Genomic DNA, 18,561 nt, shown 5'->3' on the forward strand with positions numbered 1-18,561 from the left:
ATTTTCACATCATAATGGTACATTTACTTTTACACTTGTTCTTTTCTTATCACTTACAATTTTAATTGTTCCACCGACTAATTCTACTCTTTCGCGCATCGTAGTCATACCGAGTGATTTCTTCTCTTTTATATTCTTCTCTACAAAGCCGTTTCCTTGATCGACTATTTCTAATGATACATTCTTCTCCGTCACTTTGAAATAAATCGCCGCTTCTCTGACATTCGCATGTTTACTTACGTTATTTAAAGCTTCTTGTCCAATTCGCCATAGCGCTTCCTCTACTACGCGTGGCAAATCACGAACACCTGTAACTTGTTCCCGAATTTTCAATCCCAAACTTTCACCATATTGTTTTAAAGCTGGTAATAGTCCTTTCTCTAATCCCGCTGGACGTAGTTGCCAAATTAACGTCCTCATTTCTTTTAAAGCACCTTGCGATAACTCACGTATCTCATGCAAAGACTGATCTACCTTTTCGTTTTTCCCCTTTAAGACGGCTTCGGCACCTTTCGTCATAAAAGTTAATGAAAACAACTTTTGTGAAACAGAATCATGCAAATCTCTAGCTAAACGATTACGTTCTTCCAGTCGTACAAGTTCTCGGCGCTTTTCATTTAACCTTAAGTTCTCTATCATTAACGATATATGATTGGCTAACGCCTGTACTACATCTATCGTATTTATATCAAATTCTCCATTATTCGAACTTACACTTAGTACGCCAAATATATGATCTTGAATATGTATGGGAATGGCAATAACCGCACGATTAGGATGTACGATATTCCCAACCTGACTCTTTAACAAAACAGGCTCTTCTTTTTTCAGAGCTTCCTGTGCCGCTGACTTCAAATCCTCTTGTATCTCATCTATCTTACATGAGGCTCTTACAGCAAGTTCATTTTCTTCTCTAATAAAGAATACAACTTGCTCCCATAAAAATAACTTCCCTATTTGCTTTACAATCTCCTCTGGCAATGCATTAAATTTATGAATCGTCCTTAAAGCTTGAATAAATCGGTCTAACTTTACATAATAATGAGCCCTTCTCTTTTCATTTTCATACAATTTTGTACGTTTTAATGCTGTTCCAATTTGGAAAGCAACTGATTGTAATAGCACTAACTCTTCTTCAGAAAAATGCGTTTTACCTGGACTAGCCACATTTAATACGCCAAATTCATCTCCCCCCGCTTTTAGCGGCACTGTCGCATGATGCACAATCCCTTCTGTATCTCCCCAGTTATATTCAATCGCATTATTAATTCTCTTACATTCAATAATATTAACGGCTTTCTCTAGTTTCCCTTCCACAAATCGGTGTAAACACCAACAATTCCCCTCACACATCGGTCGTTTATTTTCAAATCTTAATCCCTCTGGTAATTGATAATCAATTAATTTTGTATATCTGCCATTTTCATCCGCAAGAAATATCCATCCTGTCGTTAAACCTGTTACATTCAACAGTTTTTCCAACACAGCTTGCAGCACATGATATGTATCATTTGAGGTGTTCAACGTCTCTGCAATCTCTTTTAATATAACTAATTCATTTGTACGATTCTCTTGAAACATAATTCGTCTCCTACATACAAGATTTTAAATCGCCCCTAAAGTAAATCATCTACTTTTCACTTTGTACTTATTCGTAACATTGATATAATGGTGAAAACATAGTTTTCATTATATCACTTGAGGGGGATTTCATAATGACATTAAATAAAGCACTTACTATCGCTGGTTCTGACACAAGTGGCGGTGCTGGTATACAAGCAGATTTAAAGACATTCCAAGAACTTGGTGTATACGGAATGACATCTCTTACGACAATCGTAACGATGGATCCACATAACGGTTGGGCACATAACGTATTCCCAATCCCAGCTTCTACATTAAAACCACAATTAGAAACGACAATTGATGGTGTTGGAGTAGATGCTTTAAAAACAGGTATGCTTGGATCAGTAGAAATTATTGAAATGGTTGCTGAAACAATCGAAAAACATAATTTCAAAAATGTAGTAGTTGACCCTGTTATGGTATGTAAAGGTGCTGATGAAGCATTACATCCTGAAACGAACGATTGCTTACGTGACGTTCTTGTTCCAAAGGCATTAGTTGTAACACCAAACTTATTTGAAGCTTACCAATTAAGTGGCATAAAGATTAATTCTCTTGAAGACATGAAAGAAGCAGCAAAAAAAATCCACGCTTTAGGTGCGAAATATGTCCTAATTAAAGGCGGTAGCAAGCTTGGTACGGAAACTGCAATCGACGTCCTATATGATGGAGAAACATTCGATCTTCTAGAATCAGAAAAAATTGATACGACAAATACACACGGCGCAGGTTGCACATATTCTGCTGCAATTACAGCAGAACTTGCAAAAGGAAAAACTGTGAAAGAAGCAGTAAAAACTGCTAAAGAATTTATCACAGCTGCTATCCGTTATTCATTCAAGATCAACGAATACGTAGGCCCAACACATCACGGTGCATATCGTAAATTCGTTGCATCAAAAGAACTTGTCTAACATATAAATGAAAACACCCACAGAGTTTATATATTTCCTCTCTGTGGGTGTTTTTTTATAAGCTCTTCTGGTCATCTTATCTTTAAGATGCAGAACTAACCTGATTTCTACCATTTCTTTTGGAGTAATATAATGCATCATCAGCAGCTTGAATAAATCGCTCTGGTGATTCTTCATACACTGAAATTCCTACTGAAACTGTAATTTTTATTTTTGTTCCATTTAGCAATTGAAATGGATGGTTTTCAACAGCCGTGCGAACTTGTTCCCCCATACGCATTCCATAAGCTAATCCTTTCTGCGGTATCAAAAGCGCGAACTCTTCCCCACCCTTTCGAAAAGCCAAATCTGGAAACATTGAAACTTCTCGTAAAATATGCCCCATTTGTTTTAATACTTCATCTCCCGCAGGATGCCCATACGTATCATTTACACACTTAAAGTGATCTATATCTATAAGTAGTAAACAAAGTGAATCATTTTTCATACGCTTATTACCAATATGACGATTCATCTCTAAATCAAACTGTCTTACGTTTCCTAAACCTGTCAGTGCATCTATCGTTGCGTATTGCTTCATCGTTTGAAATAACTCATTGGATTGCAATACATAATTTGCGCTTATAAATGTGATATATGCTGCAACACCACTACAAACTAAATATAATGCTACTATAGACATATCCTTAAATAAAATAGAAAGTGGAACCGTTAAAATAGATAAACTATATACATTAAACCAGATCCATCTTTTAAATATAGAAGCTTTCATCCGCCAAATGAAAATAATTCCAAAACCTATCAATACAATTGTATAACAAGCCAATTCAGAGGCTAAAGAGTACTCAGTAAAAAATAATCGGGTAATTAATATAATAGTAACTGTTATACTGCTAGCTATCGGACCTCCAATTATAATTGCCAAAATAACAGCTAAATAACGTAGATCCAACATAATATCTTCAATATGTACACCAAAATGCATCAACAGTACACTTAATATTCCAGTAAGAATACCTACTACACATTTCTGCCAAAAAGAGAACCCTCCTTTTAACGGTTTATCTCTTAAAAGCTGACCTCCAACAAAAATAAAGGAAAGAATAATTGTTGTGTTTACAAATAAGTCCCTTAACATAAAATAATCTCCCTACTTTTCTATCTATCCCTTTCCTTATTTTATTGTATACGAAATACCTATAATTCCCAAAGCTTTTTATTTATTTTTTGCTGTTCCACGTGAAACAGCAAAAAATAAAAAAGGACGAAAATTCGCCCTTTTCCTCAACAACACCTTGATATCTTTCCACCCTTTGCATTAAATCTAGCTTCTTGCGCTTCTGCAAAAAACTGTTTTTGACATGCCACTTCTTCTTCTGGATGATGCTTTTTCATATGCTCTACATATGTTTCATAGCTTGGTACCCCAACGAGTAAACTAATAAAGTGTTTCCTTTTTCCCCATACTTTCCGTAGTCGTTTAAGCATAATAGTTCCTCGACTCACTTTCATCTCTAGAAATATATGGTGCCTCTTTTAGCGGCATCGGCTTATTTCTTAATACTTGAATCCAAATTCGAATCGCAGAAATTAATACAGCGATTACAACTATCATAAAAATTCCACAAAGCGCTGCATCAATATAATCATTGAAAATAATTTGTTTCATTTGAGCGACATTTTTAGCTGGTGCTAACACTTTCCCCTCATCTAATGCTCCCTGAAACACCTTTGCATGAGATAGAAATCCTATTTTAGGATTTTCATGAAATAGCTTTTGATAACCCGCTGTCATCGTTACAATAAGCAATCCGACAGTTGGAATAAGTGTCACCCAAACATATGCCTTTTTCCCCATTTTGAACAAAATTGTCGTTCCAAGTAATAATGCAATACCTGCTAACATTTGATTTGCAATACCGAAAAGTGGCCATAATGTATTAATTCCACCAAGCGGATCAACTACCCCTTGGTATAAGAAATAACCCCATCCTAATACGCATAACGTTGTAGCTATCACATTCGCTAATGTAGAATCCGTTTTCCCAAATGGCTTATATACATGTCCTAAAATATCTTGAATCATAAATCGGCCTACACGCGTTCCAGCATCAATTGTTGTTAAAATGAATAGAGCTTCAAAGAGGATTGCAAAATGATACCAAAAGGCCATCATGGCTGTTCCACCTATTACTTGTGAGAAAATATACGCCATACCTATCGCTAACGTTGGTGCACCACCTGTGCGCGATAAAATCGTTTGCTCTCCAACGTTTACAGCAAGATCTTTTAGTTCATTTGGTGTAATAGCAAATCCCCATGAAGAAATAACTTGAGCTGCCTGCGAGACATCCGTACCGATAAGTGCTGCGGGACTATTAATTGCAAAATAAGTTCCTGGTGTTAATACACAAGCTGCAATCATCGCCATCGCCGCTACGAATGATTCCATTAACATTGCCCCATAACCGATTGGCTGTGCATGTCCCTCTTGTTCAATCATTTTTGGCGTCGTACCTGATGAAACGAGAGCATGGAATCCAGACACCGCACCACAAGCAATTGTAATAAATAAGAATGGGAATAGGTTTCCAGAGAAAACAGGACCTGTTCCATCGATAAATTTCGAAACTGCTGGCATTTGTAAATCTGGTGCTACAATTAAAATACCAATTGCTAATCCAACAATTGTTCCGACTTTTAAAAATGTGCTTAAATAATCACGTGGTGCTAAAAGCATCCAAACTGGTAAGGCCGATGCGATAAATCCATATACAATAAGCATAATAGCAATCGTTTCACCGCTAAACGTGAACATGCTTGCAAGCGTTGGATGCTCTGCTACATACTGTCCCCCAATAAGAGACAGTATAAGTAGAATAATTCCGATTACTGACCCTTCACCAACCCGGCCAGGCCTAATGTAGCGCATGTACACTCCCATTAAAATAGCAATAGGAATCGTTGCTGCTATTGTAAACATTCCCCAAGGACTTCCGACAAGCGCCTTTACTACCACTAATGCTAATACCGCTAATAAAATAATCATAATGCCTAAAATGCCTATCATTGCAATAAGCCCTGTAACAGGACCGATCTCATCTTTAATCATTTCTCCTAAAGATTTACCATTCCGTCTCATCGAAGCAAATAAAATTACAAAATCTTGTACAGCTCCAGCGACAACTACCCCAACAATAATCCATATTGTCCCTGGTAAATATCCCATTTGCGCTGCCAAAATCGGTCCTACTAAAGGGCCTGCCCCAGCAATTGCTGCAAAATGGTGCCCAAATAATACCCACTTATTTGTCGGAACATAATCTTTTCCATCGTTTAATGTATGGGCTGGCGTTTGCCGATTATTATCTAAACCAAATACCTTTCTCGCTATAAATCTACTATAAAAGCGGTAAGCAACTGCATACACACATACCGCAGCTACTAAGAGCCACACGGCATTAATAGTTTCACCTTGTGATAAAGCTATTACACCAAAAGCACCTGCGCCTACTGCTGCAATAACTCCCCATAGTAAAATCGACTTCAATGTTTTCACATACAATCCCCCCAATACTATCGCTTAGTGGGATTGTACTAAATTTTCTGAATATTTAATTTGAATCCTCCTTATCATGAAGGATTTTTAGTTTATCATGTTAAAAAATTCGCATTACCTACTATAATTCAATCTTATTTCGAAGTCGTTTCACATAATTACGACTAACTGGAATCGGTTGCTCATCATATTTATCTAAATACAGATTATATGTGCCATTATAATAAGGTTTTAGTTCTTGTACATATGACATATTAATTAAATAACTTTTATGCACACGTAAAAAATCATATACATTTAGCTTATTTTCCAGCTCTTGAAGTGTATATGTTGAAATATACTGATTATTTGTTGTATAAATTGAAACCGTTTTGTTTTCCTTATTTTTGCTTACATATACAATATCTTCAGGGAAAATATACCGAATTCCCTCTTGACCTTCTATCGGTAGTTTTCGCAAATAACTCTTTGCTTTCTCGCCTTGCTCTTTACACATTCTATATAAAAGGAATTGCAAATCTTCCTCACGAAATGGGCGTAGTAAATAATAAAATGCTTGAAACCGAAATGCCGTAATCGACTCTTCTATATCTTCACCCATAAAAATCAATTTCGTATAACAATTTACTTCCCGTAATAAACTCGCATATTCAAAACCAGTTCCATCTAGTAATTTTGAATTCAAGAAAACAAAATCTGGTGTATGCTTTTTCATGATCAATAATGATTCTGTTCCCGTATTCGCTTCAAAACATTCTACATTCCTTATATTTTCAGTAAATTTTTCAGCTAAACTTCTTCGCTCTTCTGCTTCTTCCATGATCAGTAAAATTTTCATTTCTTCAACCACCTAATTCTTTTGTCCATATGTCTTGTTGTATACATTCGCTTTTATAAGAAACATTCCCTTTTTCTTACTATACCATTATTTATCTAAAAAAACAGAAAAAAGGAAACCACAACGGTTCCCCCTACCCTTTCATTCAATTATTTGTAGGAAGTAACACCCACTGAATGCGAAGAAATGAGTGTTACTTCCCCAAAAACACAATTGGTGCTGGCTAATAATCAGTGGGGATAAATCCCTCACCGATTAAACTTTCACCTTATACTAATTCTCGTTGCTTCGTTTCTTGCCCAAGTACAATTACAGCAACTACGCCAATTAAAATTGATCCACAGAAAATCGTAAATATTAGTGATAGTGAAGCCTGTGAAGCAACTAAATATCCTACTAATAGCGGCCCAAGAATACCACCAATACGACCGAATGCTGCTGCCATCCCTGCACCTGTACCACGAATAACCGTTGGATACTGTTCCGGTGTATAAGCGTATAATGCACCCCAAGCACCTAAATTAAAGAAGGATAGTAACATGCCTGCTACGATTAATATCGTTAATGACTCTGCCACTCCAAACAAGTAAGCACTACATGCTGTACCGATTAAATACGTAACTAAAACGAACTTACGACCAAGTCGTTCAATAAACCAAGCAGCCGTGAAATATCCTGGCAATTGAGCTAACGTCATAATAAGTACGTACTGAAAACTTTTTATTAAACTAAATCCTTTTAATACCATTACACTAGGTAACCAAAGGAACATCCCATAGTAAGAAAAGACAACAGAAAACCATAGAATCCATAACATAATTGTTGCCTTACGATATTCACCAGACCAAACTAACTTTACATTTTCGATAACAGATGGTCTTTTTTCAGCCTTTTGAAATTTGGGAGAATCCGGTAAATTCCATCTTAAATATAAAGCATATAGTGCCGGAACCGCGCTCAATACCATTGCAACTTCCCAACCATATTTCGGAATAACAAAATACGAGATAAGGGCTGCAATTAGCCATCCACCTGCCCAAAAGCTTTCTAATAGCACAACTATTTTGCCACGTTCATGCGCTTCAACGCTCTCTGATACTAATGTAGATGCGACTGGAAGCTCTCCGCCAAGCCCCATACCAATTAAAAATCGTAAAACAAGGAACATCGCAAGTGTCGTCGTTAAAGCAGTTAAACCACTACCGATAGAAAATAGTAATAATGTAATAATAAAGACTGATTTCCGCCCTATTTTATCTGATAGTATTCCAAAAACGAGCGCTCCGACTGCCATACCAATCGAATTAACGCTGCCTATCCAGCCCATTTCTTGCGTACTTAATCCCCAATCTTTTTGCAGTGCTACCATTACAAATGAAAGCATTCCAACATCCATTGCATCGAATAACCATCCAAGCCCTGCTATACCAAGTAGCTTTCGCTTCGAAATTTCTTTCACCTTGCCCACAAGAAGTCCTCCTTACACAGCTGTCTTTACACATCATTTTACATGTGTGAATTGTATAAGTAAAATACTTTCGTTCAAAAAATTCTCCTTCATCATTCCCCAAAAGTAAAATACTTATCACACTATTTGAGGGCAGTAAGACTCCTACCTCAAAATTCAGCTGAAACAAAAAGGTTAAATTGAAGACCAACTGCCATTAAACGTCCAATTGGTGAGAGTTAACCATCAGTGGTGGATGAGCAAAACCTCACTTTATTAAAAATGACCAAATAAAAAAGTAGCGATATTCCGCTACTTTTTCGAACGCATGACTTCTTTTAAAAATTCCGCTAATACTAACTGACGACGCCAGCGCGTTGGATTACTACACAATCTATAAAACCACTCTAAGTTAATCGCTTGAATCCATTTTGGTGCACGTTTTACCTCTCCAGCCCATACATCTAAACTTCCGCCCACTCCAACAGCCATCTTCGTTTCTAAACGATGCTTATTAGTTTGGATAAAATTCTCTTGTCTTGGGAAACCAAGCGCGACAAGTAATAAATCTGGTTTTGCTTCTTGAATGCGAGAAACGATACTCTCTTCTTCTTCTTGTTTAAAGTACCCATCTTGTGTACCCACAATAGATACAGCTGAATATGTCTTCGTTAAATGATCTGCTGCAGCTTGTACAACATGCGGTTTTGCACCAAGTAAGAAAACAGATACCGGTTTATTCTCCTCTGATAACTTTGCAAATAGATTACACATTAAATCAAAACCTGCTACACGTTCCTTTACAGGTGTACCTAACATACCACTTGCTTTTACAACTCCAATACCGTCAGGTGTAATTAAATCTGTATTTAATAATGTTTTATGGAATGTTTCATCCTTTTTTGCACACATAACAATTTCAGGATTTGCTGTTACTACCTGAAAAGTATGAGTTCGCTCCAATTCTAGTTGTCCCTTCAAATATTGGATCGTTTCATCCATTGTCATTGTAGAAAAAGGAACACCTAGAATATCAACCGTTTTTACTTCCATGATTAACTATCCTCTCTATTTCAGTAAAAGTTTTTTATATGCATTATAAGTATCTTCATACAAATTCTTTAGCGAGAAATGAGTAGATGCATGATTATATAAACGATTTCCCATCGCTTCTAATTCACCATTCAACCATTTTTCATAAGCATTTTCTAACGCGTTTGCTAACGAATCCGCATCACCAATCGGTACAATCCATCCATACGTATCATCAACTATTAACTTTTTCATATCACCTACATTTGTTGCAATAGATGTTAAGCGTTGATTAGCCGCCTCTAATAAAACAAGAGGGAAGCTTTCGCTATAAGAGGTTAACAAATTAATGTGTGCAGATGCATATAATTCTTTTGAATCTGTACGAAAACCTAGAAAAATCACCTTATCCTCTAAGCCCTTTTGTTTCACCATCTCTTTTAATTCTGCTTCTATAGGTCCATCACCAAGCAAGAGCACCTTTATATTTGGAATTTTAATTTTTTGTAACGCTTCAAATAAAATATCGTGACCTTTAACAGGATGAAGACGCGCTACTTGAACAGCTGTAAATACTCCTTCATCAATGCCAAATTCACTTTTATCATAAGGTTTTGCTGGAGTATTATCATACTCGATTCCATTATAAACCGTACAAATCTTCTCTTCTGGTACACCTAGTTTTATTATGTTTCTCTTAAAGTTTTCCGTAATTGCAAAGAATAAATCTACCTTCCTGAAAGAACGTAAATTTAACTTCGTAAATACCCATCCTTTTAATCCCCTCTTCATAAAATCCAAAGTTGGATCACTGTGGACAGTCATTATCCATTTCGCTTTTATACCTTTTTTCAAGAGGGAGAGATAGAAATTTGCTCGTGCGCCATGTGTATGCACAATGTCAAATTGATTTTCATTAATAAATGCTTTTATTTTTGAAAGAATTGATAGGTCGTACCGAGATGATTGGGTAAAAACATGCACTTGAATACCAAGGTTTCTCGCCTCTCTAGCAATCGCACCTTCTTCAAATACCATTAATTCCACTTCTTCCTTTGAAAATTGAGATAAAAGTGAAATAATATGTGTTTTCCCCCCACCTTCTTCTGCACCAGCATTCATATGCAACACTTTCATTTCTTACATCCCCCATTTTTTCTTTTTATTTACTATAACAAAATAAAAGCTAACATATGCTAGCTTTTATTTTTCTATCATTCAATTTCCAAGTCAACTATTAAATATGCCATGATTATTACTAAGTAGAAACTCACTCCAGGTGCAATTAAAATATGACCAGCCATGAATGAGATACCTAATCCGAGAAGTATTGCTGCAATCATCATTGCATATTTCACTGTGAATATTTGTTTAAATTTAGTAAATATACATGCAATAAATTTAATACCAAAGTATAAGAATGGAATTACAAGTAAAATGAACCCTATGATTCCGAAAGAATAGAACCAATCGTGGAAGTCACGTTCAATTAATTTCGGCTGTTCTTTATAGTTACCAGCATAACCCATTCCTAATAATTTTTGAGACATTGGGGCTTCATTATAGAAATCTTTATACATCTGTTCAAATAATTGACGCCCACTAAAAATAAGAGCTTGCGTTTCTTCTTTCTTCTCCGCTACTTTTTCTTTTGCTTTTTCTTTCTCTTTTTCTTGCTCTGTCACAGGAGGTTTGTGCTCTTTAGCTTCCTCCTTCTTTTTCTCTTCCTTTTTCGCACTCTGTTCTTGTTCAATTAATTGGAAATGGAATCCCATATTTTTCATAAACGGTGAAAAAGGTGTATATGCCAATATGCCTACAAATACAGTTATTGCAAGAAAACCATTTAATAAATAGGCATGTTTCTTTCCATCTTTACGCTGTGTGAATGCCTGAATAAAGCACATAACAACTGCGATAGCCATTGATCCGAAGATTGCTCCTACGCCAACCTTTGTCCCAATTGCAAATAGTGAATAAACAACTAAAATTGAAGGAATCCAATAGTACGCTTTACCTATACTTTTTGTTCTTTCAATTGAATACAAAATAACAATTGGACACATGATGGCTAAAATAGATCCTAGCTCGTTACCTGCATAAAACCAACCGCGTGATCCTAACTTTACCCATTCATAACTATTATAATCTGTTCCAGTAGTAATCGAAGCTACCATGACTACTCCTATAATTAGCGATGCATACGTAACATAGTCACGCATTTTTGAATTTGAATGGCTTTTCTCTTTTAAAGACTTAAATACAAATACATAACAAGTAAGCATAACAAACGGATATAATGCTTTTGCTATAAACTTAATTTCCTCTGTAAGTACCATAGGATCTTTTGTAAGCTTGTTATTTACCAATCCGATGGTGAAGACTATTCCTACTAAGATTATATACAATATATATTTTATATTTCCTTGTTTCTTCGTTTGAATTAAAATATATATCCCGCTTAGGAACATAACGAATAAGCGTGTAATAACTCCAATGGTCGTATCAATTTTTAAAACCATTATACAGAATGCCGTGAGCAAATCTAAAATTGGTTGCAACAAAATAAAGATTAATAGAAAATTTTCAAATTTATTACTTTTACTATTTTCGCTTAACATCTAGAACCTCCATAACTATTACCTAATTTCAATCTATACTGTTAATATTTTTTTCTTATCTCAAATATTTATTATAACATATATTTTTTAATTAAACGCCTCACATTTCTCCCCAGCCTTACCTTATAGAAAAAAGCATATTTGCATTTTCAAGCGCTTTCTTTCCTCATTTTTTCTTTTTTTCTACATGTAAAGAAAATGCATTGTTATTTACATAACTTTAGTGTATATTTTTTCTCTGGAACATCTTTAGGAGGAAGGGATTACAGCAATGTTATTAATCGACATATTTACGTTTCTTGGCATTATCGCCGCTGCTATTTCCGGTACATTAGTTGGTTTAAAAAAAGATTTAGATTTATTCGGTGTCCTTTGTTTAGCTGTAGCTACAGCGCTCGGCGGCGGTATTATTCGTGATATTATGATCGGTAACCTGCCTCCTGTCGCATTTGTTAAACCCATTTACTTTTTCGTAAGCGTATTATCAGCATTATTTACTTGTATGTTTTTTGAGCGTATCAATAAACTGCAAGTCGTTATTATGCTTTCTGATGCTGTTGGCTTAGGTGTTTTTACAGCTATTGGTGCAAATGCAGCAATGTCACATCATGTTGACGCCTCATTTTTAGTTGTTTCAATGGGAGTCATTACAGGTATTGGAGGCGGTATTTTGCGTGACATTTGCGCTCAAGATATCCCCTACGTATTCCGAAAAGAGATTTACGCAATCGCTTCTATCTTAGGAGCAATTAGTTTCCTAATCACATATGCAATGGGGGCACACGTACTAGCTTTCTATGTTTGTTTATTAGTAACATTTATTATTCGTGTTGTCACTGTAATATATAATGTACATTTCCCTGTTTTCTTTAAAACACATGCTAAAATTAATAAAGGCCATTAAGAGAATTCTACACAGAATTCTCTTAATTTATATACTATTCTACACACTAATATAGAGTAATTGTATATAAAAATATATAATTATATTAGAACCAAAAATGAAAACGCTTTATATACAGGGGGAAGAACGATGCTTCGGTTTTTTAAAAAACATACAAATAAAACAAACGCCAGTATACTTGAATTAAGTAAGGATCAAAAAATCACTTTTAACGTGCCTACTAATTCTGAACTGAAAATTCAAATGGATATGCTACATATTTCAAAAGAAGATTTACAAATCGTAAAGGTACTACAGCCCTTTATTTATGAAGAAATTGATTGGATTACGGAAAAATTCTATGCCAATATTACAAAGCAGCCTAATTTAACTACTATTATTGAACGTTATAGCTCTATTCCAAAACTAAAGCAAACTTTAAAAACACATATAAAGGAATTATTCAGCGGAGATATGCACGAAGATTTTATTGAACAACGTGTTAGAATTGCCAAAAGACATGTACAAATTGGTTTACATAGAAAATGGTATACTGCCGCTTATCAAGAATTATTCCGCTCTATCATGAAGATTTTGCAAACAAAAATTACAACAATTGACGATTTTTCTTATTCTATAAACGTAATAAATAAATTATTCACCCTTGAACAAGAGCTCGTTATTGCGGCTTATGAATCTGAATATGAAAGAATGCAAAAAGAACATGAAAAAGAAAAAGAAATAACAGCTATGACCATTACGCATATTGCAACAGAACTAGCATCTGTATCTGAAAAAACGAGTGCTTCTATTCAACAGTTAACCGCTAAATCTGAAACTATTGTAGAAATTGCCAAAACAGGTACATCATTAGCTACAACATCAGAAGAAAAAGCGAATAAAGGGAAAGAACAATTAAATCAACAGAATAAACGAATGGAATACATTCAAACAAACATGGAAACGATTATTACAGATACTCATGAACTTCTCGATATTTCTAACAAAATTAACGAGATTATAGACATTGTAAAATCAATTGCAGAGCAAACAAATTTGCTCGCACTAAATGCTGCTATTGAATCTGCACGTGCTGGGGAATTTGGCAAAGGCTTTTCTGTTGTAGCTGGAGAAATTCGCAAGTTATCAGAGCAAACGAAAGAATCTATATTCAACGTTACAAAGCTCGTTGAAAAAACAAATGAACAAATTGTTCGTGTCTCTTCTTCAGTGAAACAAATTAGCTCCCTCGTATCTGAAGGAACGGATAGTATGTCTGCAACAGATCAATACTTCCAAGAAATTGTAAAAGACATGTCTAACTCGAAAGAACAGAATAAAAAAATTGAAAATGAGTTAGAAACCATTTCACAAGTAATGAAAGGAATTCAAGACGATTCCTCAAAAATGGCTCTAACAGCTGATAGTTTACAACTAGAACTGAATAGATAGGGTGAAGCTTATGTCAGTAGAGATTCTTCATCTCTGCTGACTCTTAGTCCTCATCTTCCATCCATAAAAAAAGAATCCAAACTGGATTCTTTTTATTTTCTGAAGAATATTTTTTGACAATAAACATAACTCATATAAACACCAAAGCTTTGCAAAATAAACAAGGCTGGCACAATAAGATTGTAATATGCCATATCTACTTGGAAGAGCCTTAACAATACGTATCCGCCAATTAACAAAACGAACAACATATATCCTTCATTTTGTTGTTTCTTAATAAGAAAGTGTAATAAAGCTATCGACATAAATAATGTTACCGCTATATATATAAGTTTTTCACATTTAAATAGAATAGAATGTATTCCCTCACCTGAGAATTGATTAATTACTGGCTTTAAAAGTTTAAATCTTTCTTCTTCAATCTCTTTTAGCTTTTGATCAATATGCTCTGTTACGTTTTGATTCTTTGTTATTTTTTCCTCATTTTTACTTTTTCCAATTAAAACAGATTGAACATACGTCTCATTTGAAATTGTATATTGTGACATTCCCATTGTCTGAATTCCATAACTCACACCAAAATGAGCACTATAAAATAGAATAAGTATCCCTATCATCTTTAATAGTACTTTTTGCTTCATTGCTGATTGAAAGAGTTCAATTGACAACACATATACAGCAATAAAAATAGGAAGAAATAATCCTATTGGGAAAATCATATTACTGCATGCAAATAAAATTGCTGAAAGTACCCACATATAAGGATGATCTAAACCTTTATATAAAAGTATGTAGCAAGCCAAATAAAATAAAAATATTGCGAGCGATTCTGATGTTAATAAGGAACTCATAAATATATTCGGAATATATAAAGCGTAAAATACAGACGCAATACGGCCGCATTCTTCTCCGAAAACCATTGCTGCAATACGATAAATGAAAAATGCAGTCCCTGTGCAAAATAAAATATTAAATAACTGCAATGCGAATACTGTATCACCAAATACACGAATAATTATTGATTCATAAATAATAAAAGGTAACTGCGCTATGCTCTCTACGTTATTACCAATTGCAATCTGCTTTGCAGACTCAAACATAGCTTTCATATCACCAATTATCGGAACGTCTACAAATAGAACCATACTAAGTCTCACAATTATAGATGTACTCATAAGAAAAACAAGAAATTGTTTTTCTGTAAAACGATACTGTAAAATCGATGCCACTAACAGCATAAGAATAACAAAAATAACCAATACAATTGTTACACTTGTTGTACTGTCGCCAAAAAATTGTTTACTTGTTTCAAACGCTGACCAACAACTATAAACAAAAAATGCGAGCATCGCACCAATCATTATTTTACTAAAAAAAGACGAAAAATTTGTTTGTATATGATTCATATGTCCATTGCACCTCTATTTCCATTCATAACAAAACGATTCTATCATGAATAGGTACACAGCTGATAGGGAATTTCTATGACAAATACAGGGTCCTAATTTTTTCACTTGCAATGTAAGCGAATCCTCTTTTACACTACACTTTATATAGTAATAAATTTTCTTTCAGTTACATGAATACAAATACAGAAGTTTTACTAACCCTCTTCTGGAATTCTTTACTTCATTAAATATCTATTGATTTTTAATTTTTTGTACTCCACTTACAATACATGTCATTCTGATTGAAAACAGAAAATAGGGGCTGACCATATGGAAAAGAAATTCATGCGAGAATCCAAAGCAATTAAAACAACACGTGTTTTTCCGAATGATTTAAATAATCATCAAACACTTTTCGGAGGAAAATTATTAGCGGAAATTGATAGTATCGCTTCAATTGCAGCTGCAAGACATAGCCGTAAACATTGCGTAACGGCATCTATCGATTCTGTTGATTTTTTAACTCCAATTCACCAAGCAGATTCTGTTTGTTACGAAGCATTCGTATGTTATACAGGAAAATCTTCGATGGAAGTGTTCGTAAAAGTAATTGCAGAGAATTTATTAGCAGGCGAACGTAGAATAGCTGCAACATGTTTCATTACATTCGTTGCATTAAAAGATGGAAAACCTTCATCTGTCCCACAAGTACTACCTGAAACGGAAGAAGAACATTGGCTACACACAACTGGTTCTGAGCGTGCAGAAAGTAGAAAAAAAGGGCGTGTAAAAAGCAAAGAAATGGCTGAAGTTTTAACTTTAAGTAAACCTTGGAGTATATAGGCCTTCACCATTAAAACATCTTTTGAGCGAATAGCTATCACATATTCGCTCATTTTTTATAAACAATTTCACACCTTCATACAACCATTACTCCTTTTCACACATATTATGTAATATTTTTATACATACCCGTTCGCTATTAACTTTTTCTAATTGATAAAATCTCATTTATCCCGCTATTTTCGGGCTGTAAAACTACCGTGTAGCAAAGACTTTAGGCGGGAGCCCTGTTGCCCGTAAACGCCCAATTGATGAGTGCTGATAATCAATAGGAAATGTACACCCCCCCACTGATTAAAGTTTCACTTTATAATACAGTTCGATCCCATCAACAGTTGCTTTACAAAGTTTATGTAGGGTACACTTATACGGGTGGTCAACAAACAATTTAAGGATTTGTAAACAGTGTAGAAAACACCTTACACTTCATTATATTGAGAGAATTAACTCTAGTGAAAAAACTGGATTATTTTAATGGAAAGGTGAAATTATGCAGAAATCAATTGCTTCAAATATTTTTTATAAAATACTGCTCAACACGTTTAATATTATACTTCCAATTTTAGTTGGTCCTTACGCATATCGAACATTAGGGGCCAATTCAATCGGAACCGTTAACATTGCTGAAACTTTTTTCAATTACTTCTTCGTGTTCGCCGTATTTGGTGTATATCAATATGGTTTACGTGAAATTAGCTTAATTAAAAACGATAAAAAGAAAGTTTCTAAGTTATTTACAAGTCTCTATGTAATTAACTTCACAACTAGTATTTTAGCTTTATCAGGCTTTGTGCTCTTTAGTTATATTGGATACGGACATGAAAGTTTATTTCCTGTTCTTCTTATTTTCGGTTTTAATTTTATATCTAACATGTTTTATGTGGAATGGTTCAATGAGGCATATGAAAATTATGACTTCATCACTAAAAAAACAGTTATCGTTCGATTAATCTATGTCGTACTTCTTTTCTCTTTCATTCATGGGGTTGACGATTACAAAACATATGCTGGTTTATTAGTATTATCGACATTTTTAAACCACTCTATTAGCTTTATATATGTGAAACGCCAAGTGAAATTTGATTTTTCCGACTTAACAATTATTCCTCATTTAAAACCGTTACTATTAGTCTTGATTTTTTCAAATGCTAATATTTTATATACTCAATTAGATCGTCTTGTTTTAGGGGTATATGTTGGAAAAGAAGAAGTTGCATATTACGTAATGGCTTTTCAAATTATGATGATTATTAATACACTTATGTTAAGTGTTGTACAAGTAACCGTTCCAAGACTGTCTTATTTATCAGGAAACGCGTCTGAAATGGAATATGAGTCTTTACTAAATAAAATTTCAAAAGTATATTTCATTACCCTATTCCCTGCCGCAATTGGTTTAATGCTCATTGCTCATGGAGCTGTTGTTATTTACGGTGGACAACAATTTGCTGAGGCTGGTAATACATTAATTGTTTTCGCCTTCTATATGATTACAGTCGGTATTGAGTCCATTTTATCGAATCAAATTATTTATGTGAAAAAGAAAGAAAGCATTTTAGTGCGATTTTTATTCATTTGTGGATTTATCAACTTGGCATCCAATATTGCATTAATATTCTTCCATATACTTACACCAACAACCGCAATTTTCACAACAACAATTGCGAATTGTTTCTTAATCACATTTGAATATATTTATGTGAAAAAGAAATTAAAAGTGAATTATACGTTATTTGATATACAAAAACTTAAATATCTATTTTATTCCCTAACATTTGTCCCCATAGCATTCGTTATTGATATGATCGTATCTGGACAAATACTACAAGTTATCCTAGTCATAATAACGTGTGGATTAACGTATGCCCTTATCCTCTTTATAACAAAGGATGAAATTCTCTTTTCACTACTTGAAAAGATATTAGCACGATTCAAAAAAGCTTAAACTCAATCTCTAA

At 34.4% G+C, this 18,561-nt stretch carries 15 protein-coding genes and 1 pseudogene; 6 read left to right on the forward strand and 10 right to left on the reverse strand.

Annotated features, from left to right (window positions below; all coding sequences use genetic code 11):
• Positions 1 to 9 precede the first annotated feature (9 nt).
• Positions 10 to 1,581, reverse strand: a complete 1,572-nt coding sequence (locus GFJ36_RS27635) for a GAF domain-containing sensor histidine kinase (protein ID WP_088608206.1) — start codon at positions 1,579 to 1,581, stop codon at positions 10 to 12.
• 134 nt (positions 1,582 to 1,715) lie between these two features.
• Between GFJ36_RS27635 and pdxK the strand changes: the two genes are divergently transcribed.
• Complete coding sequence (pdxK, locus tag GFJ36_RS27640; protein WP_088065063.1) at positions 1,716 to 2,540, forward strand: pyridoxine/pyridoxal/pyridoxamine kinase; 825 nt, start codon at positions 1,716 to 1,718, stop codon at positions 2,538 to 2,540.
• An 82-nt stretch (positions 2,541 to 2,622) separates the two neighbouring features.
• Here the strand turns inward: pdxK and GFJ36_RS27645 are convergent, their stop codons facing one another.
• From GFJ36_RS27645 to GFJ36_RS27680, 8 genes are all read right to left on the reverse strand, one after another.
• The gene (locus GFJ36_RS27645) at positions 2,623 to 3,678 is read right to left on the reverse strand and encodes a GGDEF domain-containing protein (RefSeq protein WP_097890090.1); all 1,056 of its coding nucleotides are present in this window, start codon (positions 3,676 to 3,678) and stop codon (positions 2,623 to 2,625) included.
• Between the two features lie 146 nt (positions 3,679 to 3,824).
• On the reverse strand, positions 3,825 to 4,028 hold the full coding sequence (locus GFJ36_RS27650; protein WP_142311184.1) for a YbdD/YjiX family protein: 204 nt from the start codon (positions 4,026 to 4,028) through the stop codon (positions 3,825 to 3,827).
• On the reverse strand, positions 4,021 to 6,099 hold the full coding sequence (gene cstA, locus GFJ36_RS27655; protein ID WP_000854302.1) for a carbon starvation protein CstA: 2,079 nt from the start codon (positions 6,097 to 6,099) through the stop codon (positions 4,021 to 4,023). Before cstA ends, GFJ36_RS27650 begins: the two co-directional genes overlap by 8 nt.
• A 121-nt stretch (positions 6,100 to 6,220) precedes the next feature.
• Positions 6,221 to 6,937 (reverse strand): LytR/AlgR family response regulator transcription factor, encoded by a 717-nt coding sequence (locus GFJ36_RS27660; protein ID WP_048542790.1) that lies wholly within the window; start codon positions 6,935 to 6,937, stop codon positions 6,221 to 6,223.
• Positions 6,938 to 7,205: 268 nt separating this feature from the next.
• Positions 7,206 to 8,405: an MFS transporter gene (locus tag GFJ36_RS27665; protein WP_087981899.1), complete on the reverse strand. Its 1,200-nt coding sequence runs from the start codon at positions 8,403 to 8,405 to the stop codon at positions 7,206 to 7,208.
• Positions 8,406 to 8,696: 291 nt separating this feature from the next.
• Positions 8,697 to 9,437, reverse strand: coding sequence for a WecB/TagA/CpsF family glycosyltransferase (locus tag GFJ36_RS27670; protein WP_046955475.1), 741 nt, complete (start codon positions 9,435 to 9,437; stop codon positions 8,697 to 8,699).
• 15 nt (positions 9,438 to 9,452) lie between these two features.
• The gene (locus GFJ36_RS27675) at positions 9,453 to 10,553 is read right to left on the reverse strand and encodes a glycosyltransferase family 4 protein (RefSeq protein ID WP_088065067.1); all 1,101 of its coding nucleotides are present in this window, start codon (positions 10,551 to 10,553) and stop codon (positions 9,453 to 9,455) included.
• Between the two features lie 77 nt (positions 10,554 to 10,630).
• On the reverse strand, positions 10,631 to 12,037 hold the full coding sequence (locus tag GFJ36_RS27680) for an O-antigen ligase family protein (RefSeq protein WP_088065068.1): 1,407 nt from the start codon (positions 12,035 to 12,037) through the stop codon (positions 10,631 to 10,633).
• Positions 12,038 to 12,308: 271 nt separating this feature from the next.
• Here GFJ36_RS27680 and GFJ36_RS27685 point away from each other — a divergent pair, with 271 nt between their 5' ends.
• The 3 genes and pseudogenes from GFJ36_RS27685 to GFJ36_RS30300 all read left to right on the forward strand — a co-directional run bounded on the left by GFJ36_RS27685 (position 12,309) and on the right by GFJ36_RS30300 (position 14,372).
• Positions 12,309 to 12,941, forward strand: coding sequence for a trimeric intracellular cation channel family protein (locus GFJ36_RS27685; protein WP_000924376.1), 633 nt, complete (start codon positions 12,309 to 12,311; stop codon positions 12,939 to 12,941).
• A gap of 129 nt (positions 12,942 to 13,070) precedes the next feature.
• Positions 13,071 to 13,616 (forward strand): annotated as a pseudogene (locus GFJ36_RS30295) (protoglobin family protein); the annotation flags it as partial.
• A gap of 54 nt (positions 13,617 to 13,670) precedes the next feature.
• Entirely contained in the window at positions 13,671 to 14,372 is a 702-nt protein-coding gene (locus GFJ36_RS30300; protein ID WP_371399585.1) for a methyl-accepting chemotaxis protein, read from the forward strand.
• Positions 14,373 to 14,464: 92 nt separating this feature from the next.
• On the opposite strand, the gene GFJ36_RS27695 is transcribed toward GFJ36_RS30300, so the two are convergent.
• Positions 14,465 to 15,778, reverse strand: coding sequence for an ArnT family glycosyltransferase (locus tag GFJ36_RS27695; RefSeq protein WP_097890087.1), 1,314 nt, complete (start codon positions 15,776 to 15,778; stop codon positions 14,465 to 14,467).
• A 312-nt stretch (positions 15,779 to 16,090) separates the two neighbouring features.
• On the opposite strand from GFJ36_RS27695, the gene GFJ36_RS27700 reads away from it, so the two are divergent.
• Together GFJ36_RS27700 and GFJ36_RS27705 are read left to right on the forward strand one after the other, a co-directional pair.
• Positions 16,091 to 16,603, forward strand: coding sequence for an acyl-CoA thioesterase (locus tag GFJ36_RS27700; RefSeq protein ID WP_000412135.1), 513 nt, complete (start codon positions 16,091 to 16,093; stop codon positions 16,601 to 16,603).
• 490 nt (positions 16,604 to 17,093) lie between these two features.
• Complete coding sequence (locus GFJ36_RS27705; protein ID WP_087981894.1) at positions 17,094 to 18,548, forward strand: oligosaccharide flippase family protein; 1,455 nt, start codon at positions 17,094 to 17,096, stop codon at positions 18,546 to 18,548.
• Positions 18,549 to 18,561: the final 13 nt, after the last annotated feature.

The organism is Bacillus sp. EE-W1 (genome assembly GCF_009760835.1).
Lineage (GTDB): Bacteria > Bacillota > Bacilli > Bacillales > Bacillaceae_G > Bacillus_A > Bacillus_A wiedmannii.